This window comes from Pseudochrobactrum algeriensis, assembly GCF_018436245.1.
Classification (GTDB): Bacteria; Pseudomonadota; Alphaproteobacteria; order Rhizobiales; family Rhizobiaceae; genus Pseudochrobactrum; species Pseudochrobactrum saccharolyticum.
In genome coordinates, this window is record NZ_CP075361.1 from 1,901,462 (window position 1) to 1,925,937 (window position 24,476).

General features: G+C 52.2%; 24 protein-coding genes. 17 read left to right on the top strand and 7 right to left on the bottom strand.

The annotated features are described in order from the left end of the window. Positions 1-304 precede the first annotated feature (304 nt). Together KHQ09_RS10930 and KHQ09_RS10935 are read right to left on the bottom strand one after the other, a co-directional pair. Complete coding sequence (locus KHQ09_RS10930; protein WP_213598247.1) at positions 305-1,762, bottom strand: NAD-dependent succinate-semialdehyde dehydrogenase; 1,458 nt, start codon at positions 1,760-1,762, stop codon at positions 305-307. 115 nt (positions 1,763-1,877) lie between these two features. Then, the gene (locus tag KHQ09_RS10935; RefSeq protein WP_238481621.1) at positions 1,878-2,759 is read right to left on the bottom strand and encodes an AEC family transporter; all 882 of its coding nucleotides are present in this window, start codon (positions 2,757-2,759) and stop codon (positions 1,878-1,880) included. 445 nt (positions 2,760-3,204) lie between these two features. Between KHQ09_RS10935 and KHQ09_RS10940 the strand changes: the two genes are divergently transcribed. From KHQ09_RS10940 to purB, 7 genes are all read left to right on the top strand, one after another. Further along, entirely contained in the window at positions 3,205-3,486 is a 282-nt protein-coding gene (locus KHQ09_RS10940; RefSeq protein WP_022711508.1) for an acyl carrier protein, read from the top strand. 259 nt (positions 3,487-3,745) lie between these two features. Next, positions 3,746-4,909 (top strand): beta-ketoacyl-ACP synthase, encoded by a 1,164-nt coding sequence (locus tag KHQ09_RS10945; RefSeq protein WP_213630834.1) that lies wholly within the window; start codon positions 3,746-3,748, stop codon positions 4,907-4,909. 12 nt (positions 4,910-4,921) lie between these two features. Continuing rightward, a complete protein-coding gene (locus tag KHQ09_RS10950) occupies positions 4,922-6,196 on the top strand; it encodes a beta-ketoacyl-ACP synthase (protein WP_213598251.1) in 1,275 nt (424 codons plus the stop codon). Positions 6,197-6,252: 56 nt separating this feature from the next. Beyond that, on the top strand, positions 6,253-7,281 hold the full coding sequence (locus KHQ09_RS10955; RefSeq protein WP_213630835.1) for a zinc-binding dehydrogenase: 1,029 nt from the start codon (positions 6,253-6,255) through the stop codon (positions 7,279-7,281). 88 nt (positions 7,282-7,369) lie between these two features. Then, on the top strand, positions 7,370-8,293 hold the full coding sequence (locus KHQ09_RS10960; RefSeq protein WP_213598254.1) for a lipid A biosynthesis lauroyl acyltransferase: 924 nt from the start codon (positions 7,370-7,372) through the stop codon (positions 8,291-8,293). Between the two features lie 115 nt (positions 8,294-8,408). Beyond that, a complete protein-coding gene (gene rpe, locus KHQ09_RS10965) occupies positions 8,409-9,086 on the top strand; it encodes a ribulose-phosphate 3-epimerase (protein WP_213598256.1) in 678 nt (225 codons plus the stop codon). A gap of 112 nt (positions 9,087-9,198) precedes the next feature. Next, positions 9,199-10,500, top strand: coding sequence for an adenylosuccinate lyase (gene purB, locus KHQ09_RS10970; RefSeq protein WP_213598258.1), 1,302 nt, complete (start codon positions 9,199-9,201; stop codon positions 10,498-10,500). 215 nt (positions 10,501-10,715) lie between these two features. Here purB and KHQ09_RS10975 read toward each other — a convergent pair whose 3' ends face one another. After that, complete coding sequence (locus KHQ09_RS10975; RefSeq protein ID WP_420801478.1) at positions 10,716-11,552, bottom strand: VOC family protein; 837 nt, start codon at positions 11,550-11,552, stop codon at positions 10,716-10,718. 291 nt (positions 11,553-11,843) lie between these two features. Here KHQ09_RS10975 and KHQ09_RS10980 point away from each other — a divergent pair, with 291 nt between their 5' ends. Continuing rightward, positions 11,844-12,392 (top strand): alpha/beta hydrolase, encoded by a 549-nt coding sequence (locus KHQ09_RS10980; RefSeq protein WP_213598261.1) that lies wholly within the window; start codon positions 11,844-11,846, stop codon positions 12,390-12,392. Between the two features lie 44 nt (positions 12,393-12,436). Here KHQ09_RS10980 and KHQ09_RS10985 read toward each other — a convergent pair whose 3' ends face one another. Then, positions 12,437-13,204 (bottom strand): HpcH/HpaI aldolase family protein, encoded by a 768-nt coding sequence (locus KHQ09_RS10985; protein WP_213599949.1) that lies wholly within the window; start codon positions 13,202-13,204, stop codon positions 12,437-12,439. Between the two features lie 162 nt (positions 13,205-13,366). After that, positions 13,367-13,687: a DUF1476 domain-containing protein gene (locus tag KHQ09_RS10990; protein WP_075654849.1), complete on the bottom strand. Its 321-nt coding sequence runs from the start codon at positions 13,685-13,687 to the stop codon at positions 13,367-13,369. Positions 13,688-14,001: 314 nt separating this feature from the next. Here KHQ09_RS10990 and purC point away from each other — a divergent pair, with 314 nt between their 5' ends. The 9 genes from purC to KHQ09_RS11035 all read left to right on the top strand — a co-directional run bounded on the left by purC (position 14,002) and on the right by KHQ09_RS11035 (position 22,530). Continuing rightward, positions 14,002-14,766: a phosphoribosylaminoimidazolesuccinocarboxamide synthase gene (purC, locus tag KHQ09_RS10995; protein WP_022711521.1), complete on the top strand. Its 765-nt coding sequence runs from the start codon at positions 14,002-14,004 to the stop codon at positions 14,764-14,766. Positions 14,767-14,874: 108 nt separating this feature from the next. Further along, on the top strand, positions 14,875-15,117 hold the full coding sequence (gene purS, locus KHQ09_RS11000; RefSeq protein WP_022711522.1) for a phosphoribosylformylglycinamidine synthase subunit PurS: 243 nt from the start codon (positions 14,875-14,877) through the stop codon (positions 15,115-15,117). A 173-nt stretch (positions 15,118-15,290) separates the two neighbouring features. Further along, a complete protein-coding gene (purQ, locus tag KHQ09_RS11005; RefSeq protein ID WP_213598263.1) occupies positions 15,291-15,962 on the top strand; it encodes a phosphoribosylformylglycinamidine synthase subunit PurQ in 672 nt (223 codons plus the stop codon). A gap of 93 nt (positions 15,963-16,055) precedes the next feature. Next, a complete protein-coding gene (locus KHQ09_RS11010; protein ID WP_213598265.1) occupies positions 16,056-16,706 on the top strand; it encodes a glutathione S-transferase family protein in 651 nt (216 codons plus the stop codon). Between the two features lie 198 nt (positions 16,707-16,904). Then, the gene (locus KHQ09_RS11015) at positions 16,905-17,303 is read left to right on the top strand and encodes a hypothetical protein (RefSeq protein WP_022711525.1); all 399 of its coding nucleotides are present in this window, start codon (positions 16,905-16,907) and stop codon (positions 17,301-17,303) included. 101 nt (positions 17,304-17,404) lie between these two features. Beyond that, positions 17,405-19,636 (top strand): phosphoribosylformylglycinamidine synthase subunit PurL, encoded by a 2,232-nt coding sequence (purL, locus tag KHQ09_RS11020; protein WP_075654847.1) that lies wholly within the window; start codon positions 17,405-17,407, stop codon positions 19,634-19,636. A 200-nt stretch (positions 19,637-19,836) separates the two neighbouring features. Then, positions 19,837-20,070, top strand: coding sequence for a BolA/IbaG family iron-sulfur metabolism protein (locus KHQ09_RS11025; protein WP_022711527.1), 234 nt, complete (start codon positions 19,837-19,839; stop codon positions 20,068-20,070). 161 nt (positions 20,071-20,231) lie between these two features. Further along, positions 20,232-20,564: a Grx4 family monothiol glutaredoxin gene (gene grxD / locus KHQ09_RS11030; protein WP_022711528.1), complete on the top strand. Its 333-nt coding sequence runs from the start codon at positions 20,232-20,234 to the stop codon at positions 20,562-20,564. 781 nt (positions 20,565-21,345) lie between these two features. After that, positions 21,346-22,530 carry a multidrug effflux MFS transporter gene (locus tag KHQ09_RS11035; RefSeq protein WP_238481724.1) on the top strand — a complete coding sequence of 395 codons (1,185 nt, stop codon included), beginning with the start codon at positions 21,346-21,348 and terminating at the stop codon, positions 22,528-22,530. A gap of 47 nt (positions 22,531-22,577) precedes the next feature. Here the strand turns inward: KHQ09_RS11035 and KHQ09_RS11040 are convergent, their stop codons facing one another. Both KHQ09_RS11040 and ttcA read right to left on the bottom strand, forming a co-directional pair. Beyond that, the gene (locus KHQ09_RS11040; protein WP_213598267.1) at positions 22,578-23,402 is read right to left on the bottom strand and encodes an inositol monophosphatase family protein; all 825 of its coding nucleotides are present in this window, start codon (positions 23,400-23,402) and stop codon (positions 22,578-22,580) included. 12 nt (positions 23,403-23,414) lie between these two features. Further along, complete coding sequence (ttcA, locus tag KHQ09_RS11045; protein ID WP_116087930.1) at positions 23,415-24,272, bottom strand: tRNA 2-thiocytidine(32) synthetase TtcA; 858 nt, start codon at positions 24,270-24,272, stop codon at positions 23,415-23,417. Between the last annotated feature and the right edge of the window lie 204 nt (positions 24,273-24,476).

Genomic DNA, 24,476 nt, shown 5'->3' on the forward strand with positions numbered 1-24,476 from the left:
GACGATGTCATACCATGCTTTGCCATAAGTGGCCTGATGATGCGGGCTCTATACCCTCACAGTCCGCACCTATTATGACAAGATGCTGAAAAAACGCCTCAATACCCAAAAAACTGAAAAACACCGGACAGCTTTTTACAAAAAGACGTTTTGAATCAACAGAGTTAAGCGTCTTTTGGCCAATCCGGCAATCACCTTGGTAAAATAGGTCAGAAAAGATTTCCGATAACTGCCAAAAATCTCAGCCTGAAACGGATGGCATTGATATCCATATGCCATCCGACGATTTAAAATATGCTCAGGCTTACAGGCCTAATCCGCCGATGCAGACATATTTGGTGTCGAGATAGTCTTCGATTCCCTGATGTCCGCCTTCTTTGCCAAGACCGGACTCTTTCAGACCACCGAATGGTGCCTCAACGGTTGAGATCAGTCCTTCATTGACGCCGACGAGACCATATTTCAACCCTTCCATCACACGGAAAGCACGGCCGAGATCCTGCGTATAGAAATAGCAGGCAAGGCCGTATTCGGTATTATTGGCCTGTTCGATCACATCTTCTTCGGATTTGAATTTATAAACCGGTGCAACAGGGCCGAAAATTTCTTCCTTGGTGAAACGCATACGCGGTTTGGCATCGGCAATCACAGTCGGCTCGAAATAGCTTCCCCCCAGTACGTGACGCTTGCCGCCGGTGACAATGCGGCCGCCTTTTTTAGTCGCATCGGCAATGAATTCTTCAACTTTTTCGACCGCATTCATATCAATCAGCGGCCCCTGCTGGGTACCGGCATCCATACCATTGCCGACTTTGAGCTGCTCCACAGCTTCTGTAAATTTCTCAACAAAGCGGCTGTAGATTTTGGACTGCACGAAAAACCGGTTCGTACAAACACAGGTCTGGCCGGAATTGCGGAACTTGGCCGCAATCGCACCGGCAACCGCGCGATCCAGATCAGCATCATCAAAAACGATAAACGGCGCATTGCCGCCCAGTTCCATCGAGACTTTTTTGACAGTGCCTGCTGTCTGCTTCATCAGCAGCTTGCCGATTTCGGTCGAGCCGGTGAAGGTCAGTTTGGCAACCTGCGGATTACGGGTCAGTTCGCCGCCGATTTCGCTGGCAGAACCAGTGAGAATATTGACTACCCCCGCCGGAATACCTGCCTCTTCACACAGCACGCCCCATGCCAGACCGGAATAAGGTGTCTGGGTTGCCGGTTTCACCACGACTGTACAGCCCGTTGCCAAAGCAGGGCCGATCTTGCGTGCCAGCATAGAAGACGGAAAATTCCACGGTGTAATCGCCGCGACAACGCCCACCGGCTCTTTGGTCACCATAATACGGCGGTCTGCCCAAGGGGACGGCACCACATCGCCATAAACGCGCCGCGCTTCTTCCGCATACCACAGAATATAGGCGGCAGAGCTTGCTACCTCACCTTTGGCTTCCGTGAACGACTTGCCCTGCTCCATGGTCAGAATTTCAGCCAGCGCATCCTGATTGGCCAAAATCAGATCATGCAATTTGCGCATTTTCTGCGAGCGCTCATTGGCTGTGGTTTTGCGCCAGCTTTTAAAAGCTTGTGCAGCGGCTTCAATCGCGCGCGCAGTCTCTGCCTTACCGGATTTCGGGATTGTGCCGATCGCCTTGCCGGTCGCCGGATTCGTAACATCGATCGTGGCACCGCTATCTGCAGCCACCCACTGGCCGCCGATCAGATTAGCCTGTTTGATAAACCGGCTGGAATTCGCATTCATAACTTCTCTCCTCACGACAATACATGCAATTACCCTCAAAATCGCATGCTTGTTTCCCGCTCAGATCAAGGGCTTTGGCGCGGATAATGTCAAGGGATCAGCGCGAAAAACCGCCTCACCCCCAAACCGCCTGCGCCAGAGCGATCCACATTGCCAGCGTAACGGCAGATGCGGCCGTCGCCAGCACCATCGAGGTTGATGACAGTCCCTGCCCCACGCCGAATCGGGTGGCAATCAGATAGGAATTAACGCCCGACGGCAGCGCCGCAGCGGTAATTGCCACCTTAGCCGTCAAAGGCGGCAGCCCGACCAGCCATGCCATAGCAAAAACCACAGCAGGCATCAGCATCAGTTTGAAAGAAGCATTCACACCGGCGGCAATCACATTGCCGGAAATGCCGAATTTCTTCAGCCCCATCCCCATAGCAAACAGTGCCAAAGGCCCCGATACATCTGCCAGCATCGAAATCAGCTGCATCGGTAATTGCGGAATGGAAAAGCCAGTGAGCCGCACCAACCAGCCCGCAAGAATGCCGATAACCAGCGGATTGCGCAGCAGGGACGTGATAAACTTAACCGCCGTGTCATAACGGCTGGTTTCACCGCTGATTATGCCGTCCTTGCGCAAAGCCCATTCATTCAGCATCAGCGATGCGGCCATCATCAGCGGCATATGAATGCTGATAATCAGCGAAATAATCACCAGCCCCGCCTCGCCGTAAACACCGAGCATCAGAGGCATGCCAAGAAAAACCAGATTGGAAAAAGCGCCGGTCACACCGGCCACCACACCTGCCCGCCGGTCACGGCCGAACATGAAACGGATTCCGCAATGCGCAGCAGTCCATGCAACAACGACACCGGTAAAATAGACCAGCCACAATTCCCAAGGATTACTCGACTGAAAATCGGCGGTCATCATTGTGCGGAAAAGCAACAGCGGCGTAGAGACGACAAATACGAAATCAGCAAGACCGTCTCCGGTCGTATCGCTCAATATCTTCAGCCTCGCAAATAGGTAGCCAAGCATAATTATGCTGAAGATAATTGTAATTGTGGCCGCGAGACCCATATTTCACCATACTTATCTGCAATGCCGCGAAGAAATTATGCTTTAAAGCATTCTTGATTCCTGCGCAGATTTACAAATTTCTTGTAAATCGCCAAACTCTTGCTGATTTCTTCATAAATTTGCGCAATATGAAAGATCAGTCAGGGCAAATTCTGAAAATTGCATAACGGTTTTCAGAATATAATATGTGTAAATTGATCCCCGCTTATCAGACAAGCTGTTGCAAAATGGCACAAGCGGAAGATCTTCATATTCTCAGGGTCTTACTCAGAGGGGGAATATATCTTTCCCTTTTGAGCGAAAAACGCTAGACACGCCCTGATTAAACAACGATGCCTGCTGGTTCGGGCCTGATACAAGGATTTTCAAATTGTCCTCAACATTTGACAAAGTAGCTGATATTATTGCTGAAACCAGCGAAATTGACCGCGCTTCCATTACGCCTGAAAGCCATACAATCGACGATCTGGGCATCGACAGCCTCGATTTCCTCGACATCGTTTTCGCAATTGATAAAGCTTTCGGCATCAAGATTCCTCTGGAACAGTGGACTCAGGAAGTGAACGAAGGCAAAGCAGATACTGAAGAATATTTCGTTCTGAAGAATCTCTGCGCAAAAATCGACGAACTCGTCGCTGCCAAACAGGCCTAATTTAAGTTAAATTGACGCGCAGTGTGGAAAACAAACCATACCGCGCGTCTTTTTACAGGCAGTGGTTTATAACCGCGTGTTATCTCAAACACGCAGTGCTTTATAAATGTGATTACAATCACAAAACATTGATCGCCGCTTGATGCGGCTTTTGTCATTGATAAGTATGTTTCAGGGATAAATCTGCCCCTGTCATAATTATACCACTGTAAGATCCTGCCTTCGGGTAAGTTACGACCGGAAATCAAGCGAGCAGCTCATGCACAGCAAAAAAGTTCTCATCACCGGCATCGGCCTCATCACCTCTCTGGGTGAAGGCGTGGAAGCCCATTGGTCTGCCCTCACATCAGCAGGGACGCAGCCGAAGCTCGATACAGAGAATTTCGCTCCTTACACAGTTCACCCGTTGGGCGAAGTTGACTGGTCTCAGCAGATTCCGAAGCGCTCCGACCAACGCCAGATGGAAACATGGCAGCGTCTCGGCACCTATGCGGCAGGTCTTGCCTTGCAGGATGCCGGCATCAAAGAGAATGAAGCCCTTTGCTCGACGATGGATATGATTGTGAGCGCCGGTGGCGGCGAACGTGATATCAGCGTCGACACACAAATTCTCGATGCAGGCCGCGGCAATAACCAACCGGGTCTGATGCTCAACGAAAAGCTCTCCACAGAACTGCGCCCGACGCTGTTTCTGGCTCAGCTTTCCAACCTGCTCGCCGGCAATATTTCGATTGTTCATAAAGTTACCGGCTCATCGCGCACCTTCATGGGTGAAGAAGGCTCCGGCATTTCCGCAGTGGAAACTGCAGCAGCCCGCATCCGCACCGGCCAGAGCACCCATGCGCTCGTTGGCGGTTCTTACAATGCGGAACATTTCGACATGCTGCTCGGCCACGAACTCGGCGGCTTCCTGAAATCTGACGGCTGGGCTCCGGTCTGGGCACGTGAAGGCTCGCAGGGCGGCGGTATGATCACCGGTTCCGGCGGCATCTTCCTCGTTCTCGAAGAAGCCGAACACGCCAAAGCCCGGGGTGCCCGCGCCTATGGTGAGATTGCATCTATCTCCAGCGGCCAGATCCGTCGCGGCAAGGAAGATCTTACCGCAGCTGTTTCCGCGCTGATTGAAGACAACAGCTTTGTTGTGACCGGCGCATCCGGTGCCCACCAGCCGACAGCCGCAGAAAAAGCAGCTTTAAGCGCTAAATCTGCCAGCTATCGCGGTGTATCCGGCCTGTTCGGCCATATGCGTGAAGCACAGTTCCCGCTAGCACTCGCACTCGCCGCGCTCAGCGTCTGGAAAGGCGAAGCTTTTGCTCCGCTTTCCAGTGATGAAACAGCTCGCAGCGGTGCGCTTGACCGCGCCACAGCATTGACCGTCGGAGCCACCCGCTCCGAAGGTGCAGCCATTATTGTAAAAGCCTGATCGGAGGTCACCATGTCAAAATTTACCGATCATCTCGGCCGGCCGTTGGTTGCCATTACCGGTGCCGGTGTTGTTTCCCCGCTGGGAACCGGCAAGGAAGATAACTGGAACGCCTTGACCGGCGGTCAGTCCGGTATTCACGAAATCAACCGCTTCCCGACTGAAAATCTCAAGACCCGTATTGCCGGTACTGTTGATTTTCTACCGGAAAGCACTGTCGGCGCATCTGCTCTGTCTGAAAAACTGGCACGTCTCGCCGGTGAAGAAGCCATTGCCCAGTCCGGCCTGTCTGTCACCGATTTCGGCGGCCCGCTGTTTCTGGCAGCACCGCCGGTTGAACTGGACTGGAAAAGCCGCTTTGCGCTGGATGCACTGGTGAAAAATCAGGGTGAGCCAAGCTATCAGCTGCTGCTGGAAGCCTGCCGCGCCAATCCGCGCATGAATGAATTCAACACCACGCAGTTCGGATACATTGCCGAGCGTCTGGCTGATATTTTCGGCACACGCGGCCTGCCGGTGACGATGTCCACCGCTTGCGCATCGGGTGCTACGGCTATTCAGTCCGGCGTGGAAGCCATCCGTCGTGGCGAGAGCGACCGCGTTCTGGCCATCGGCACAGATGGTTCTGTTTCCGCTGAAGCACTGATCCGCTTCTCCCTGCTGTCAGCTCTATCCACCCAGAATGATCCGGCATACAAGGCATCCAAGCCTTTCAGCAAAGACCGTGACGGCTTTGCTATGGCTGAAGGCTCCGGCGCTCTGGTTATGGAATCGCTGGAAAGCGCTATCGCACGTGGTGCAAAAATTCTCGGCATTCTCAAAGGCTGCGGCGAAAAGGCGGATGATTTCCACCGCACCCGTTCCAGCCCTGACGCTTCACCGGCTATCGCCACTGTGCGTGCAGCCTTGGATGATGCAGGCCTGACCATTGACGATATCAGCTATGTCAACGCGCATGGCACATCGACACCGGAAAATGACAAGATGGAGTATCACACTCTGTCCTCCGTCTTCGGTGAACGCATCAGTTCAATTCCGGTCTCGTCCAACAAGTCGATGATCGGTCATACGCTGACTGCTGCCGGTGCGATTGAAGCCGTGTTCTCGCTGCTGACCATTCAGACAGGCACACTGCCGCCGACCATCAATTACGACAATCCTGATCCGGCAATCGCGCTTGACGTGGTGCCGAATGTAAAACGGGATGCCAATGTCACTGCCATTCTGTCGAACTCTTTCGGCTTTGGCGGTCAGAATGCCAGCCTCGTGGTTGCAGCGCCGCTTTAAGCGGCTTTGCGCTCCCCGATCAGGCACTCAAAATTTAATAAGGATAGAACTCAAACATGCGCGCATTACAGCTCCTCGATGACCGCCGCTTGGAAATCACCGACATTCCGGCTCCTGAAAAGCCGGGCTTTGGTGAAGTTACCGTCAATATCAAAGCGGTTGCCCTCAACCATATCGACGTATGGGGCTGGCGCGGCATGGCTTTTGCCAAGCGCAAAATGCCGCTGGTGATCGGTGCGGAAGCATCCGGCGTTGTCACCGCAATCGGCGAAGGCGTATCCAATGTTCTGCCGGGTCAGCTGGTGTCGATCTACGGCGCCCGCACCTGTGGTCTGTGTAAAGCCTGCCGCGAAGGCCGCGACAATCTTTGCGAACATGTTTCCGGTGTTCATGGCTTCCACCTTGATGGTTTCGCCTGTGAAGCGGTCAACCTGCCAGCACGTCTGCTGATCCCTGCACCTCCGGGTGTTGATGCAATCGGCGCAGCTGTTGCCCCTGTCACTTTCGGTACCGTTGAACATATGCTGTTCGACAATGCCAAGCTGCAGCCGGGTGAAAGCATTCTCATTCAGGCCGGTGGTTCCGGTATTGGTACCGCTGCTATTCAGCTTGCCAAGAAAATGGGCTGCACGGTTTACACCACAGTTGGTTCAGACGACAAAATCGAAAAAGCCAAGGCACTCGGTGCTGATCACATTATCAACTACCGTGAAGACCGTTTTGAAGGTGTTATGCGCAAGCTCACCAAGAAAAAAGGCGTCGACGTGGTATTCGAGCATGTTGGTGCCGATACATGGGCGGGCTCCATGCTGTCACTGAAGCGTGGTGGCCGCCTGGTAACCTGCGGTTCCACCTCCGGTGTTTCGACAAATATGAACCTGATGATGCTGTTCCAGCAGCAGCTCAAACTGCTCGGTTCCTTCGGCTGCCGCATGGAAAACATGGCCGATGCCATGCAGAAAATGGCTCAGGGCATTGTCTCTCCGGTGATTGATACTGTGGTCGGCTTTGAAGATATCGACACAGCACTGAAGCGCATGGAAACCCGTGACGTCTTCGGCAAAATCATTCTGAAAATTGACTGATCCTCAATTTATCAATGCGGATTATCTTGCAGCGCCCTGTGTTTTAACGCACAGGTCGCTGTAAATTTATCAAGACTTAAGGCACCACATGTTCAAGCTGAAACTCCTTGCGTTCAAATATTGGCAAAAGCTGAAAATTGCCAATTACTGGCTGTGGGCGCAGGCAGTCTTCATTTTGCTGGCGCTGCTTCGTTTGCTGCCTGCCAAAGCCGCCATCCGGTTTTCCGCTTGGGTTGCCCGCAAAATCGGCCCGCTGTCGTCACGTCATAAAGTGGCAACACGCAATCTCGCCAATGCCTATCCTGAAAAATCTCCTCAGGAGATTGAAGAAATCGCGCTGGAAATGTGGGACAGCATGGCGCGTCTGCTGGCTGAATATGTGTTTCTCGATGCGATCTTTGATTTTGATCCGGACGCCAAAGAAAAAGGTCTGATTGAAGTAGAAGGCGAAGAGATTTTCCGTCGCCTGCTCGATGAGAAAAAGCCGCATATTTTCTTCACCGCGCATACCGGCAATTTTGAACTGCTGCCGATTTGCGCCGCAACTTTCGGTCTCAATGTTACGGCGCTTTTCCGTCCGCCGAACAATCCGTTCATCGCACGCAAAGTACTGAAAGCCCGCCGAACCAATATGGGGCATCTGGTACCGTCCAAAGCCGGTGCTGCATGGTCGCTCGCTGCGGTGCTGGGGCAAGATGACAATGTGGGCATGCTGGTTGACCAGAAATTCGCCCGTGGCGTACCAAGCACATTCTTCAACCTGCCTGTAAAAACCAATCCGCTTTTGGCCAAACTTGCGCGTCAATATGATTGCGATGTTTATCCGGCACGCTGCATCCGCTTAGCCAACGGTCGCTACCGTCTGGAATTATCGGAAGCAATGGAATTGCCGCGTGATGCAAATGGTCAGGTGGATATTGCTGCCACAGCCCAATTGCTCAACGACACGGTTGAAGGCTGGGTGCGGGAATATCCGGGTCAATGGATGTGGTTCCACAAACGCTGGGGTTAATCCGTGACTTTAGGCACATGCGACCTCACATAAACTTGTATGGATGCGCATAGCGTGCTAACCGCCTGCAAACGGAACAGAGCCTCGCTCAAGGCTTAGAAACAAGGATCTCCTCATGTCCCGCCCGATTATCATTGCACCTTCTATTCTCGCATCTGACTTTTCCAAGCTTGGTCAGGAAATCAAAGATGTTGTGACTGCCGGTGCAGACTGGATTCATATCGACGTGATGGACGGGCATTTCGTGCCGAATATCACTTTTGGTCCAGATGTGGTAAAGGCAATCCGCCCGCATACAGATGCAGTGTTTGACACCCATCTGATGATTGCACCTTGTGATCCTTATCTGGAAGCATTTGCCAAGGCCGGTTCGAACATCATCACCATTCACGCAGAAGCAGGCCCTCACCTGCACCGCTCGCTGCAGGCCATTCGCAATCTTGGCAAAAAAGCCGGTGTTGCAATCAATCCGGGCACGCCTGCCTCGGTGCTGGAAAATGTGATTGATGATGTTGATCTCATTCTGGCGATGACAGTTAATCCGGGCTTCGGTGGTCAGAAATTCATCACCTCTATGCTGCCGAAGATTGAACAGCTCAATGCACTAATCGGCAATCGTCCGATTGATTTGCAGATTGACGGCGGTGTCACGGCAGAAAATGCCGGTGCCGCAGCCAAAGCCGGTGCAAATTCTCTGGTGGCCGGTTCCTCCATTTATAAAGCCGGTAATCTTGAAGGTTACCGTGCCAATGTCGAGGCGATCCGCAAAGCTGCGGAACAAGGCCGCGCTTAAAACTTTGATCATCAGGCGGATAGCAATATCCGCCTGATGCATTTTTAACCAACCGGTTCATCTCTCCCGTAAATGCAACCGGTACTTCTATCTTTGCTGTTAGGAAACGCACATGATCCCGCGCTATTCCCGCCCTGAAATGGTTGCCATCTGGTCGCCGGAAACCAAATTCCGCATCTGGTTTGAGATTGAAGCTCACGCCTGTGATGCACTGGCTGAAATCGGCGTTATCCCGAAAGAATCCGCAAAAACCATCTGGGAAAAAGGCGGCGCGGCGAAATTTGACGTTGCCCGTATTGATGAGATCGAAGCAGTCACCAAACATGACGTGATCGCATTCCTCACTCATCTGGCTGAATTTGTTGGTCCTGACAGCCGTTTCATCCATCAGGGCATGACCTCGTCGGACGTTCTCGACACCTGCTTCAACGTACAGCTGATGCGCGCCAGCGATCTGCTGCTCGCCGATCTCGACAAGCTGCTGGCAGCACTGAAAACCCGCGCTTACGAGCATAAAGACACCATCACCATCGGCCGCAGCCATGGTATCCACGCTGAACCAATTACGTTCGGCGTTAAAATGGCACTGGCCTATGCAGAGTTTGAACGCTGCCGCGCCCGTCTGGTTGCTGCACGCGAAGAAATCGCAACCTGCGCCATCTCCGGTGCGGTTGGCACATTCGCCAATATTGATCCGCGCGTTGAAGAACATGTTGCCAAGGCACTCGGCATGAAAGCCGAACCGGTTTCCACTCAGGTTATTCCGCGTGACCGTCATGCGATGTATTTCTCGGTTCTGGCAGTTATCGCGTCTTCTGTTGAGCGTCTGGCTGTCGAAATCCGTCACCTGCAGCGCACAGAGGTTCTGGAAGCAGAAGAGTATTTCTCACCGGGTCAGAAGGGTTCGTCGGCAATGCCGCATAAGCGCAACCCTGTGCTGACAGAAAACCTGACCGGTCTTGCCCGCATGGTTCGCTCCATGGCGCTGCCTGCGATGGAAAACGTGGCTCTGTGGCATGAGCGCGATATTTCGCACTCCTCCGTTGAACGCATGATCGGCCCTGATGCGACTGTAACTCTGGACTTCGCCCTCGCCCGTCTGACCAGCGTGATCGAGAAGCTGCTTGTTTATCCTGAAAACATGATGAACAACCTGAACAAATTCCGTGGTCTGGTGCATTCGCAGCGCGTGCTGCTGGCTCTTACGCAGGCTGGCGTATCCCGTGAAGATTCCTACCGTCTCGTTCAGCGCAATGCGATGAAGGTCTGGGAACAGGGCAAAGACTTCCTTGAAGAGCTGCTTGCTGATGCAGAAGTGCGTGCAGCACTTTCCGAAGAGCAGATCCGCGAAAAGTTCGATCTCGGCTATCATACCAAACACGTTGATACGATTTTCAACCGCGTATTCAAATAATCGAGCCTATTATTAAGACAATAAAAATCCCCGCCTGAGATTTTCAGGCGGGGATTTTTTCATTGAGGCGACCAATGTCTGAATCAAAAAGCGGCAGACGCCAGCGAAAATGGTGATTTGCGAGCACCGGAACGGAGCGTACAGATAGTACGTGAGTACCGGAGCACAGAAAATTGCCATTTGCAGCCAAGTCGGGTGGCTTTTGGGTCAGACATTTATACTTTATTGACGCGGATCTCATTCCCCCACGGATCATCAATCACGCGCGTTTTTACATCACGCGTATCATTGATCTGCACAAAAGACAGACCGCTGCGGTCAAGATCACGTTTACCGGCGCCAGCACTCTGCCAGATATTATTGGCAATGTGGTGGTGATAGCCGCCGGAAGACAGAAACACAGCTTTTGAGCCGTATTTTGCTACCGTGTCGAATGCCAGTTCATCATGCCACCAGTCATCCGCAGGCTGAATTTGCCCGACACGCAGATGCACATGGCCGACAACAGTGCCTTCCGGCGCTTTTGTCCACTCAGACGGCGCATTGTTCAACTCCTGCAAAAGTCCATTCACGTCCATTGCATCGGTTACCATATGCACCTGATCGCCGTTCCACTTCCATGTATCCGGCGCACGATCAGTATAAATCTCAATACCATTTCCATCCGGATCGGTCAGATATACAGCCTCACTAACCGCATGGTCGGAGGCACCGGCAACCGGCAGCTGCTTGTCGATAGCGCGACGTATCCAGCGCGCCAGATCAGCGCGTTCAGGCAACAAAAAAGCGGTATGAAACAGACCAGCACTGCGCGGATCTTCCGGCTTCAGAGCAGAAGATTGTTCAATCTCCAGCAATTCCCGTCCGCCTGCGCCTAGAATAATCGAGGAGCCGCGGCGTGCCATTTCACGCAGACCGACAATATTTTCGTAATATTGCGCCAGCGTTTCAGCATCGCGCGACTTCAACCCGACGCGCTCAACATAAGCCGGGCGTGTCACTGCAAATGGTAATTTTGTCATAATTTCATCCCCGTTTCTGCACCGCGGAATTGTCTGCCGACAGCAATAACAGGCTTAGCGGTTACTTTCAGATAACCTATAAATCGCTCTAAGCCGAACAAGTTGCAATACACAGAGCGGCAAACACGCTGTTCACAAAATAAAATACAATCACCGCAGAAATCGCAAAACTGTCCACTGAGATGAAACAATTTACGGCATCATCTTTAAAATATGTCTCTGAATAATAATATGAATGGCAGTGAAAACTGCGCTCTCCGCCAAGCAGAGATACGCAGAAGCAATATTGAATTAACGCTTCAGGCAGAGTAAATCAGGCATATGAAAGTTAAAGACGCAGATATTCTCATCATTCCCGGCTACACCAATTCCGGTCCTGACCACTGGCAGACACGCTGGGAGAATAAACTCTCCACCGCCCGCCGTGTGCAGCAGGCTGAATGGTCAAAGCCTGTTCGCGAAGACTGGGTCGCCTCGCTCATCAAGCATGTTGATGAGGCAACGAAGCCTGTCGTGCTGGTCGCCCACTCGCTTGGCGTTCCCACTGCTGTTCATGCTATTCCGCATATCAAAGCCAAGGTTGCCGGCGGCTTTTTCGTCGCGCCGCCGGATGTGCTGGATGAAACGATTCGTCCAAAACATCTGATGACTTTCGGCCCTTATCCGCGCGAACGTCTGCCGTTTCCGGCCATCACCATTGCCAGCCGCAATGATCCGTTCTCAAAATTTGAGTCAGCGGAAGATATTGCGAATGCATGGGGCTCGCTGCTGATTGATGCCGGTGAAGCTGGCCACATTAATGCGGAATCCGGACATGGCCCATGGCCGGAGGGTACCATGGTCTTCACCCAGTTTCTGTCCAAGCTCTGAAAGAAAAAGCCGTTCATCATCTGAACGGCTTTTTTATTATCTCATCACTCGTCCCATGCTTTAAGCATTGCCGATACACCGGCGGCCAGATAACCCCGATCCGAAGCAAGCGTTATAAACCGGAAGCCGAGAGCATTATACCGTTTGGCAAATGCGCTATTGGGTGCATAAATTCCGGCCAGCTTGTTACTAGCGGCTGCTTTTTGCGCAATCCGTGTCAGCGGCTCAACAATATCCTCGGAGAGCGGATTGGCTTCACGGCCATTGCTCCATGCAATTGAGAAATCTGCAGGCCCGACAAACACACCATCAATTCCGCGCACAGCCAGAATATCATCCAGTGCCTCATAGGCTGCACGGGTCTCAATCATCGCGAAACTCAATGTTTCCTGATTGACCGTGAGCAAATATTCATTGGAACCGGCCTGACCATAGCTGATATCACTGCGCAGCGGTCCCCATGAGCGCTCACCGACCGGCGGATATTTCATCGCAGCGGCAAAGGCTTGCGCATCTTCAACGGAATTGATCATCGGGGCAATCACCGCATTGGCTCCGAAATCCAGAGCACGGCTGGCTGTATCAAAGCGGCCGACTGGAATACGCACAATAGCAGGCTTGCCGGCAGCTTTTATCGTGCCGATACCCTGACAAATACTAGCCTCGGTATGCGAACCATGCTGCATATCCATCGTCACCACATCAAAACCCAGAGCGCTGATATTCTCCAGCAAAAGCGGATCAGAGATAGTACTCCACGCGGAACGAACCGTTTCGCCGGAGCGCAAACGGGTGGCCAAAGAGTGAGATATTGTCATGAATGCACCTGTATGTGTCTTATATTTCAGAATGTTCCCGACGGACACCTTAGAGCGCAATGAAAAAGGCGTCTATGCGCTTCACAGTAAACATCAAATAAAAAAGCCGCACGGAACATTCCGTGCGGCTTTTCAGAAAGTCTATAAAGGCACTGATTATTCAGCGCTGATCTGCTTGGCAGCTTCCTCAAGCAAATCAAGCAATTGCACACGCAACTCAGCATCGCTGACATTGACCGATGCGGCACTGAAATCAGCGGTAATTTTGCGGATAACATCCTCGTCACCGGCTTCTTCAAAATCTGCACGAACCACTTCACCGGCATAAGCCTGTGCGTCTTCTCCGGTTTTGCCGAGTTTTTCAGCAGCCCAGAGGCCAAGCATTTTATTGCGCCGGGCAATCGCGCGGAACCGCAGATCTTCGTCATGGGCAAATTTGTTTTCGAATGTATTGCGACGTTCGTCCATTCCGCTCATAGGTCCCTCACATATCAGTTAGTCGGTTTATTCTTGATCTTTATTATACGCCGCCCGCAACGAAATCACAGTGTAATGCGTGGCTGCTTTAGGCATATAGGGTTCGCATAATGGCACAACCAGAGGCTGCGCACAGAAAAAGCATAAAACAATCGCTGAAAAACAGCATAGCGGCATAAAGGATGATTGTTAAAAGTTATCATTTGCGCTAGGGAACGCAGACATTGCGGCTGCAGTGGCCGCTTCCTGAAACATCGGGATGAGACGAGACGTCTCAAAACGGTCTCAGCAAACCCCAGAGGTTCCTAAACCCCATGAATCGACGCCGCCGTATTTACGAGGGCAAGGCCAAGATCCTTTACGAAGGACCGGAGCCAGGCACGCTCATTCAGTTTTTCAAAGATGATGCCACCGCTTTCAATGCCAAAAAGCATGAAGTGATTGATGGCAAGGGAGTGCTGAACAACCGCATTTCCGAATACATCTTTACGCAGTTGAACAAGATCGGCATTCCGACCCACTTTATCCGCCGCGTCAACATGCGCGAGCAGCTGATTAAAGAAGTCGAAATCATTCCGCTTGAAGTCGTTGTGCGCAATGTTGCTGCCGGCTCACTGGCCAAGCGTCTGGGGATTGAAGAAGGCACTGTTCTGCCGCGCTCAATCATTGAATTCTACTACAAAGCCGATGCGCTCGATGACCCGATGGTCTCTGAAGAGCATATCACTGCATTTGGCTGGGCAAGCCCTGCGGAACTCGATGATATTATGGCACTTGCCATCCGTATCAATGACTTCCTCACCGGCCTGTTCCTCGGCGTCGGCATTCAGCTGGTCGATTTCAAAATCGAATGCGGCCGTCTGTTCGAAGGCGACATGATGCGCGTGGTTCTGGCCGATGAAATTTCGCCGGACTCAGCCCGTCTCTGGGATGTTGCAACCAACGAGAAAATGGACAAAGACCGTTTCCGCCGCGATATGGGTGGTCTGGTTGAGGCCTATCAGGAAGTGGCACGCCGTCTCGGCATTATCAACGAGAACGAGCCGCCGCGTCCTACCGGCCCGACACTGGTCAAGTAACGTCATTTCAGCCCGGGAAGTCTGCCGCTTTCCGGGCTGTGTCTTTCAGGCAGTATTTCCGCGCTGCGGAGACTGTACATTCCCTCTTCTAAAATACAGGATAACAAAGTGATTAAGGCACGCGTCACCGTCACACTGAAAAACGGCGTTCTCGACCCTCAGGGTAAAGCCATTGTCGGCGCTCTCGGCAGCCTCGGCTTTGATGGCGTCAATTCTGTACGTCAGGGCAAGGTTTTTGATGTTGTTCTTGAAACTGCGGACAAGGCAAAGGCTGAAGCTGAGCTGAAAGCCATGTGCGAAAAGCTTCTCGCCAATACCGTTATTGAAGATTACAGCTTCGACATCGCCTGATCTCTTTCTTTTGATGTCATCTGACATCATATTATGAAGAGTAGTTAAAGCAGTTGCAGGAAAAGCGGAAACCGCCCTTACGGGCAATCAGATTACCGGCAGTTCGCCGGCTGATAATTTTCCGCTCCGATCCGTCCGCTACTGCGTTGGATTAAAAGAAAGTAATCTGCACCATGAAATCAGCAGTTATCCTTCTTCCCGGCCTGAACCGCGACCGCGATATGATTGCCGCACTGACGAAAATCGGTGGCAAAGCTCCGCAGACCGTGTGGCAGACCGACACAGAAATTCCTGATGTTGACCTGATCGTTATTCCGGGCGGCTTTTCCTACGGCGACTATCTGCGCTGCGGTGCGATTGCAGCCCGTATGCCTGTTATGCAGGCATTGCGCAAAAAGGCAGAAGCCGGTGTGCGCGTCATCGGTGTCTGCAACGGCTTCCAGATTCTGCTCGAAGCAGGTCTCCTGCCGGGTGCGCTGATGCGCAATACTTCGCTGAAATTCGTTTGCCGCGAAGTAAAGCTCGAAATCGCCAATAACCAGACCGTCTTCACCCGCGGTTACGAACAGGGTCAGATCATTCGCAGCCCTGTTGCCCATCATGACGGCAATTATTTTGCTGAAAGCGATGTTCTGAAATCGATCGAAGACAATGGTCAGGTTGTGTTCCGTTATGCGGAAGGCACCAACCCGAATGGTTCAGTCAATGACATTGCAGGCATTACCAATGCTGCAGGCAATGTGCTTGGCATGATGCCGCATCCGGAAAATCTGATCGAACAGGCGCATGGCGGTACCGACGGCCGCGCGCTGTTTGCATCGGCGCTGGATCGTCTGGCTTCCTAAATCAGGTTATGCCCGCTTTGCGCAATAACGCGGCGCGGGCATTTCCTTTTACAGCAGCATGACCTGCATAACAGCAAAACGGGAGGAAGTACTATGAAGCTCTATAATAAGCCTTTATCACCCTACTGCGCCTTTATCCGCATTATTGCTGAGGTCAAAGACCTGCCGCTGAAACTGATTGACGCGCCTGCCGGACCACCGCTACCGGAGAGCTTCCGTGAAATCTCCCCGATGCGCCGCATTCCTGTGCTCGTCACCGGTTCCGGTGAAACATTGTTTGAAGCCTCCGTAATTGCAGAATATCTGGAAGAGCGTTTCCCTGAAAAACCGATGCTGCCGGCCGATCCGAAAGACCGTGCGCAAATTCGTATTATTATGCGTCTGCTCGATCTGGATGTGCTGCCGTCGATCATCCCTGTTTTGCTGGCAGGCCCTGCCAATCCGCTTTCTGCGGATAAAGCAGCGAAAGTCTTCAACCATGTACACCATGCATTGAAAACCGTTGAAGACCGTATTTCTTCCGGCCCATATGCATTGGGCGAGCATGTGACACTGGCAGATGCATGGCTTGCACCAACGCGTTTCCTGTTGGAAAGCCTGCGTCGTTTTCCGGGTTTTGAAACCATTCTGGATGATTGCCCGAATATCGAAGGCTACAAAACCAATGCAGAAGGTATTCCTGAAATCGCTGCCGTTTTGGGCGAGATGCAGGATGCCCGCAAAGCTCTGGCGAAAGCTAGTTAAAGCATTTCACAGTCAAGTTGGAACAACTTAGACGTCCGTGATAATGCGACCACTAAAAAATTTAGAGCGAGCGCCATGATCCAATCCGGAGGTAAACTGCTCTAAAGCCTAAAATATGCAAAGCCTGACAAACAATGGTCAGGCTTTGCAAATGCTGAAATACCATACAATCATTTCCCCTGCGGAGCTCAGTCTTTAATGAAATTGGCGCATATAATTGTAATGGCTTTGTCCGCAGTTGCTTTAAGCGGATGTCTCGCGTCTAAAAAATCCCCGTCTCCCGCATCGGGTAATGTCAGTCATACAGCTCTGGCGACCATGGAACGCGTGGCGCTTGGTGCAAGACAATGCTGGTTTAAATCCGGCGACCCTCAGTTCCGCCAATATACGCTGGCGCCGGAACTGGTTTCCTATACCGGCCGACCGCGTATTCTCGTAGTCCCTGCAAAGAACCCAAATGACCGGCCTTTGCTGGTTGTTCAGGCAGAAGGTAATCCGGGACGTATGGAGCGTTTCGGCCCGTTAATGCAAAGCCCGCTTTCCGAACGCATTGAGCGCGATACAGCGCGCTGGGCTTCCGGACAAAAAAGCTGCTAACCGATTATGCCAGCGAAGCTGGCGGCACATAAGAATTAAGCATCAAACCTATCACATATCCGAGCTCCGGCTCATAGATCAAAGAAGACAGCGACACCGATATGGACAGCAAAAAGTCAATCCGTAATGATTACCCGATCACACCGGAACTGATTGCCTCACACGGCCTCAAGCCCGACGAATACCAGCGCATTCTTGACCTGATCGGTCGTGAGCCAAGCTTTACGGAGCTGGGTATTTTCTCGGCAATGTGGAACGAGCATTGCTCGTATAAATCCTCCAAGAAATGGCTGCGCACTCTGCCGACCACAGGCCCGCGCGTTATTCAGGGCCCGGGTGAAAATGCCGGTGTTGTCGATATTGATGACGGCGATTGCGTTGTTTTCAAAATGGAAAGCCACAACCACCCGTCTTACATCGAACCATATCAGGGCGCGGCGACCGGTGTCGGCGGTATTTTGCGTGACGTATTCACCATGGGTGCGCGTCCGGTTGCAGCCATGAATGCTCTGCGTTTCGGTGAGCCAGACCATCCGAAAACCCGTCACCTCGTTTCCGGCGTTGTTTCCGGTGTTGGCGGTTACGGCAATGCTTTCGGCGTGCCGACTGTTGGCGGTGAAGTGGAATTTGATGCCCGTTATAACGGCAACATTCTCGTCAATGCCTTTGCAGCCGGTCTCGCAAAATCCGATGCGATTTTCTATTCCAAGGCTGAAGGTGTTGGCCTGCCGGTTGTTTATCTCGGTGCCAAAACCGGTCGTGACGGCGTTGGCGGTGCGACAATGGCATCGGCTGAGTTTGATGAATCGATTGATGAAAAACGCCCGACCGTTCAGGTTGGTGATCCGTTCACCGAAAAATGCCTGCTTGAAGCCTGCCTTGAACTGATGGCTTCCGGTGCGGTTATCGCCATTCAGGATATGGGCGCTGCCGGTCTCACCTGCTCCGCCGTTGAAATGGGCGCCAAAGGCGATCTCGGCATTGAGCTGAACCTCGACACCGTACCGGTGCGCGAAGAGCAGATGTCTGCCTATGAAATGATGCTCTCGGAAAGTCAGGAACGCATGCTGATGGTGCTGCGTCCTGAACAGGAAGCAGAAGCACAGGCGATCTTCAAAAAATGGGGTCTGGATTTTGCAATCGTCGGTAAAACCACCGATGATCTGCGTTTCCGTGTCTTCCATCAGGGTGAACAGGTTGCCGATCTGCCGATCAAGGAACTCGGCGATGAGGCGCCTGAATATGATCGTCCGTGGACACCGGCTGTTGCGCCAAAGGCGCTTGCTGCCGATGATGTACCGGCTGCCGATATTGCTGACAGCCTGATTAAGCTGCTCAATTCCGCCAATGGTTCTTCCCGCCGCTGGGTCTATGAACAATATGACACGCTGATTCAGGGTAACTCCCTGCAATTGCCGGGTGGCGATGCCGGTGTGATCCGCGTTGACGGCCATGAAACCAAAGCTCTGGCTTTCTCTTCCGACGTAACACCGCGTTATGTGGAAGCTGATCCGTTTGAAGGCGGTAAGCAGGCTGTAGCCGAGTGCTGGCGCAACCTGACAGCAACCGGTGCTACACCGCTTGCTTCGACCGACAACCTCAATTTCGGTAATCCAGAGCGTCCAGAAATCATGAGCCAGCTGGTTCATGCGATCAAGGGCATCGGCGAAGCCTGCCGCGTGCTGGAATTCCCGATTGTTTCCGGTAACGTCTCGCTCTACAACGAAACCAATGGTCAGGGCATTCTGCCGACACCGACCATCGGCGGCGTTGGTCTGATCAAAGACTGGTCGAAAATGGCACGCATCCGTTTTGCAGGCGAAGGCGAAGCCATTCTGCTCGCAGGCGCACCGGAAGGCTGGGGCACACATATTGCCCAGTCCGCCTATATGCGTGACGTCCATAACCGCATCGACGGCCCTGCTCCGCATGTTGATCTGGCGCATGAAAAAGCAACCGGCGACTTTGTTCGCGGCCTGATCGAAGATGGTCTGGTGACAGCTGTTCACGACTGCTCGTCGGGCGGTCTGGCTCAGGCTGTGGCTGAAATGGCTATCAAAGGCGAAATCGGCGCAACCATTAATGAACCGGCAGCCCATAATCCGGTTCTCACCTTCTTCGGTGAAGATCAGGGACGTTATGTGCTGACCGTGACCGAAGCCAATCTGGCACAGGTACAGAGCCGTGCAGAAAAAGCCGGTATTGCAGCACCATTCATCGGTCGCACCGGTGGTAAGTCTGTTATCCTCGGTTCAGCAAAGCCTGTATCTGTTGAACAGTTGCATCAGGCCTATGAATCATGGTTCCCTGACTATATGAACGGCGAAATCTGAAACCAGATTTTAATACCCGTTAATAACGGAGCCTGCGTCTTGAAACACCGAGACGCAGGCTCCAATTTAAGAAGAGTATCCCCAAAAGCTTAAGACAGGTTTTGGACAAGATGCTAAAACAAAAAAACAGAGCTGGTGCGACCGAACAGATCGGTCGCGGCACACTCTGATCAGAAAAAATGCTCTCGGAGGATTTTAATATGGCTATGGCACCTGGTGATATTGAAGACATGATCAAGGCAGGCATTCCCGGCGCTGTTGTCAGCATCCGCGACCTTGCCGGAGACGGTGATCATTACGCTGCCGAAGTCGTAGCGGAAGCCTTTCGCGGTAAAACCCGCGTTCAGCAGCATCAGATGGTTTATGACGCCCTCGGCGGCAATATGGGCGGCGTGTTGCACGCATTGGCATTGCAGACCCGCGCACCGGAATAATAATTCACTGAGCCTGAGTGCAAAACTTGCAGTCAGGCTCACAAAATACCCTGCGGCAACAGGCGTTCTGGAAAATGGTTCCCGCATCGCTTAAAAAGCAGCCAATTTTTAAAGCCTAACTCTGGCGGAATTTGTCCCGCCGGCAATGAAAGGACACTCCCATGAGCGGCATCACTGCGCTTATCGATAATGAAGTCAAAAATAACGATGTCGTGCTTTTCATGAAAGGCACACCGGATTTCCCGCAATGCGGTTTCTCCGGTCAGGTTGTTCAGGTGCTGGATTATATCGGTGTTGACTATAAAGGCATCAATGTTCTGGCTTCTGACGAAATCCGTCAGGGCATCAAGGAATATTCCAACTGGCCGACCATTCCTCAGCTTTATGTAAAAGGTGAGTTCATTGGCGGTTGCGATATCGTGCGCGAAATGTTCCAGGCCGGTGAATTGCAGGCTCTGCTGACAGAAAAAGGCATTGCCACCAAGGCAGCCTGATCCGCAGCAAAGACTTCACGAATATGTGATTATCAAAAAACGGCAGATCTTCTGCCGTTTTTTTCATTTAAACTATTAGAGCGCCGTGCGCCCTATTGGGCGCACAAAGGTCGCTCTAACACTTGAAAATGAGAGCATAATTTAAACTTAAACTGATTCAAGTTTAAAAAAATTATGCTCTAAATAGAATTTATCATTCCGGCCAGATTGCGCTCTGCGCAAATCCCTATATGTTGGAATATACCGGCCTGTAAAACTGCTTCGCCAGAAATTTGAGCGCAGTATCTCACGAATGCGGCGAAAAGTTTTTCCGGTATCAATATTTTCAAACAGTATTTATCTGCGGCACCGCCTGCATAAGGCTGCATCGAATTGCTGCGGTAAATGCCCTTCCTGAAGTTTCAGGTCACAAGATTGCGGACGCCCCTGTAACCGTTTTGAGGCTGCACGGCTTTCGCCCTTTATAGCTCGGCAGATACCGGACTGTTTCTGCCTGCGCGCTATTCAAAACACCTCTGTTCCGTAAACAATCCGAGTTTCAGCGGTTTGCGGAACATCGCTTCAGTATCCGGCCACAGACACAACAATAGCAAATTGTGTCATCATCAGTCTGCCGGTTGCTGATCCGCAATAGATTTTTCCGACCGCATTTCCGGCCGGACAAGGCATGTAAAAGATGAAAAGTGAACTTCCTGCAGATGCGGTATCTGCATCCGGCAATCAAGCCTCCGACGGATTTAAATTATCCAGACCGGAATTTATTGCCCTTATCGCGGCACTGATGGCAATCAATGCGCTGGCTATTGATGTCATGCTGCCCGCTTTGGCCGAAATCGGCAATTCTCTCGGTGTTCTGACACCGAACCATCACCAATATGTCGTTACAGTCTACCTGTTCGGCTTTGCAGTCTCACAGCTGCTTTATGGCCCGATCAGTGATCGTTTTGGCCGTAAGAAACCACTGCTGATCGGTATCGGCATTTATGTCGTCACCTCGCTGGCCTGCGTCTGGGTGCCGGAATTCAATATGCTGCTGGTTCTGCGCTTCCTGCAGGGGATCGGTGCCGCAGCTACCCGCGTCATGACTGTTTCGATTGTGCGTGACCGCTATTCCGGCCGCGCTATGGCTGAAATCATGTCGCTGGCGATGATGGTTTTCATGATTGTTCCGGTGATTGCACCGGCGACCGGTGAAGTCATTCTGATCTTCTCCGAATGGCACATGATCTTCGGCTTTATGGCTTTGTTTGCCTGTGTGATCGGCTTCTGGGCCTATTCCCGTATGCCGGAAACTCTGGCACCGGAAAACCGCCGTCCTTTCACAGCCAAATCCATTATCAGCGGCTTCGGCATTGTTATCGGTAACCGCGTGGCATTCTGCTACACGCTGGCTGCATCCTTCATGCTCGGCTCGCTGTTCGGCTTCATCAATTCTGCACAGCAGATTTATGTCGGCATTTATGATCTGGGGCGCGGCTTTCCTGTCGCTTTTGCTGCCGTTGCCGCCTTCATGGCACTGTCCGCCTTCCTGAATTCACGGATGGTCGGACGTTTCGGCATGCGCCGGATTTCGCAGGTATTGCTGATTACATTTATCAGCCTCAGCCTGCTGCTGTTCCTGCTGTCGGTGTTTTTTGAAGGCCCTGTGCCATTCCCGATTTATATCGTGATTTTTGCACTGATTATGTTCTGCTTCGGCTCTATCGGCGGCAACTTCAACGCCTTGGCGATGGAACCGCTCGGACAGGTTGCAGGCACAGCTTCTTCCGTTCTCGGCTTTGTACAGTCACTGACCGGTGCAGCCATCGGTATGCTGATCGGCCAGTCCTTCAACGGAACAACCGTGCCTATGGCACTTGGCTATTTCATTGTCGGTGCTATTGCGATGGTGTTTGTGCTGATTGCAGAACAAGGCAAATTGTTCCGCGCGGTATCGCCTTCACCGCAGCATGTGATTGAGAAATAAAAGAAAAAGGCCGCTTAATGCGGCCTTTTTCTTTATAGAACAGATAATTACTTCTGCCACAGCGCCTGTTTGATCGCCTTCCAGCTGTCTGCATCAGGTGCGATAATCAAACCGCCATCAACATGACCCGGTCTATAAGCACTGCCGTCAAGCCGCGCAGTATAACCATCGGCTTCCTGATGGATCAGATTGCCGGGCAGATGATCCCAAGGCATCAGCTTGTTATAGACCGCAAAATGCGCGGAACCGGTGGCAATCACGCGATATTCATGCGCTGCACAGCGATAGCCGAGATGCGAGAGAAACTTCGCCTGATTACCGGCAACCAGCGTACGATCCGGCTCCGGCAGATATTGCCATGACACACAGCCGGTCATTTCTTTGAGCGCCGGAGCGTCAGCAACACGCACTTTATGTTCACTGCCATCGGCACGGCGGATATAGCTGCCCGCCCCTTTAACGCCGATCAGCCAGTCACGCCCCATCGGATCATAGATGATACCGGCAACGGTCTCGCCTTTGATATTAACCGAGAGCATGACACCGAACAGCGGCACACCGGATGCGAAATTGAATGTGCCATCCACCGGATCAATGGTGAAAGCCAGATCCGCAGAATTCAGACCATCCAACAATGCCGGATTGTCACTACAGGCTTCTTCGCCAACGATCATCGCACCGGCAAAGCGCTCACGCAGAGCAGCGGTGATCACCTTTTCCGAATTAACATCAGCCTCAGTCACCAGATCAGCAGCCGAGGTCTTCTGACGGATATCGCCACTGTCCAGCCGGCGAAAGCGCGGCAGAATTTCAGTATCAGCGGTCGAGCTGAGCAAATCAGCCAGCCAGTTAATCTCGCGATGATCAAACATTGTCTGCTTCCGTTATTCTTCTGAGGAGGAGGATAGTTCCGGCGCTACCAGCGACGCAAAATCAAAAATCTTACGATCCAGCAAATGGCTCGGGCGCACATTGGCCAGCGCGCGGATCATCGTATCTTTACGACCCGGCATACGCTTTTCAATATCGGTTAGCATCGCCTTCATCATATTGCGCTGCAAACCGTCCTGACTGCCGCACAGATCGCAAGGAATGATCGGGAACTCCATTGCTGTGGCAAATTTTGCCAGGTCATCTTCCGCCGCATAGGCCAGCGGACGCAAGACCAGCAAATCGCCTTCATCATTCAGAAGTTTCGGCGGCATAGAAGCCAGACGGCCACCGTGGAACAGATTCATGAAAAAGGTTTCGAGAATATCTTCCCGATGATGGCCGAGAACCAGCGCCGAGCAGCCCTCTTCACGCGCAACTCGGTAAAGATTACCGCGGCGCAGACGGGAGCAAAGTGCACAATAGGTCTGGGTTTCCGGCACCTTATCCGTCACAATCGAATAGGTGTCCTGGTATTCAATACGGTGGGTAATCTGATTTTTGGTCAGATAATCCGGCAAAATATGTTTCGGGAAATTCGGCTGTCCCTGATCGAGATTACAGGCAATCAGATCAACCGGCAGGAGACCACGCCATTTCAGATCAAGCAGCAGCGCCAGCAAGCCGTAAGAATCCTTGCCGCCGGACAGTGCCACCAGCCAGCGGTCGCCCGGACGCACCATGGCGAAATCATCCATCGCCTGACGGGTCTGACGCAGCAGGCGCTTGCGCAGCTTGTTGAACCCGACCGAGGACGGCACATTGCGGAACAGCGGGTGACAACCGTCTCCGCCCATATCCTCATCACTCATGGATACATAATCATCCAGTTCCTGACTGATATCGGAAACCGGCGCAGGTTTCGCCAATTTGTCCTGCAAATCTGAACCTGTATCGCCGTTCAGGGCTGTGTCGTGAATATTCATAATATCTCTGCTGCAAAAAACTGCTGTTAGAGCCTCGAATAAAGCGAACTGCCCCTGTTCGCAACAAAGAAGCGGCTTTTCAGCCACCTC

Excerpts from the sequence above, each read along its gene's own strand:
- KHQ09_RS10930 (WP_213598247.1), bottom strand. The coding sequence starts at position 1,762 with ATGAATGCGAATTCCAGCCGGTTTATCAAACAGGCTAATCTGATCGGC.
- KHQ09_RS10945 (WP_213630834.1), top strand. The coding sequence starts at position 3,746 with ATGCACAGCAAAAAAGTTCTCATCACCGGCATCGGCCTCATCACCTCT.
- KHQ09_RS10950 (WP_213598251.1), top strand. The coding sequence starts at position 4,922 with ATGTCAAAATTTACCGATCATCTCGGCCGGCCGTTGGTTGCCATTACC.
- KHQ09_RS10955 (WP_213630835.1), top strand. The coding sequence starts at position 6,253 with ATGCGCGCATTACAGCTCCTCGATGACCGCCGCTTGGAAATCACCGAC.
- KHQ09_RS10960 (WP_213598254.1), top strand. The coding sequence starts at position 7,370 with ATGTTCAAGCTGAAACTCCTTGCGTTCAAATATTGGCAAAAGCTGAAA.
- rpe (WP_213598256.1), top strand. The coding sequence starts at position 8,409 with ATGTCCCGCCCGATTATCATTGCACCTTCTATTCTCGCATCTGACTTT.
- purB (WP_213598258.1), top strand. The coding sequence starts at position 9,199 with ATGATCCCGCGCTATTCCCGCCCTGAAATGGTTGCCATCTGGTCGCCG.
- KHQ09_RS10980 (WP_213598261.1), top strand. The coding sequence starts at position 11,844 with ATGAAAGTTAAAGACGCAGATATTCTCATCATTCCCGGCTACACCAAT.
- KHQ09_RS10990 (WP_075654849.1), bottom strand. The coding sequence starts at position 13,687 with ATGAGCGGAATGGACGAACGTCGCAATACATTCGAAAACAAATTTGCC.
- purC (WP_022711521.1), top strand. The coding sequence starts at position 14,002 with ATGAATCGACGCCGCCGTATTTACGAGGGCAAGGCCAAGATCCTTTAC.
- purQ (WP_213598263.1), top strand. The coding sequence starts at position 15,291 with ATGAAATCAGCAGTTATCCTTCTTCCCGGCCTGAACCGCGACCGCGAT.
- KHQ09_RS11010 (WP_213598265.1), top strand. The coding sequence starts at position 16,056 with ATGAAGCTCTATAATAAGCCTTTATCACCCTACTGCGCCTTTATCCGC.
- KHQ09_RS11015 (WP_022711525.1), top strand. The coding sequence starts at position 16,905 with ATGAAATTGGCGCATATAATTGTAATGGCTTTGTCCGCAGTTGCTTTA.
- purL (WP_075654847.1), top strand. The coding sequence starts at position 17,405 with ATGGACAGCAAAAAGTCAATCCGTAATGATTACCCGATCACACCGGAA.
- KHQ09_RS11025 (WP_022711527.1), top strand. The coding sequence starts at position 19,837 with ATGGCTATGGCACCTGGTGATATTGAAGACATGATCAAGGCAGGCATT.
- grxD (WP_022711528.1), top strand. The coding sequence starts at position 20,232 with ATGAGCGGCATCACTGCGCTTATCGATAATGAAGTCAAAAATAACGAT.
- KHQ09_RS11035 (WP_238481724.1), top strand. The coding sequence starts at position 21,346 with ATGGCAATCAATGCGCTGGCTATTGATGTCATGCTGCCCGCTTTGGCC.
- KHQ09_RS11040 (WP_213598267.1), bottom strand. The coding sequence starts at position 23,402 with ATGTTTGATCATCGCGAGATTAACTGGCTGGCTGATTTGCTCAGCTCG.
- ttcA (WP_116087930.1), bottom strand. The coding sequence starts at position 24,272 with ATGAGTGATGAGGATATGGGCGGAGACGGTTGTCACCCGCTGTTCCGC.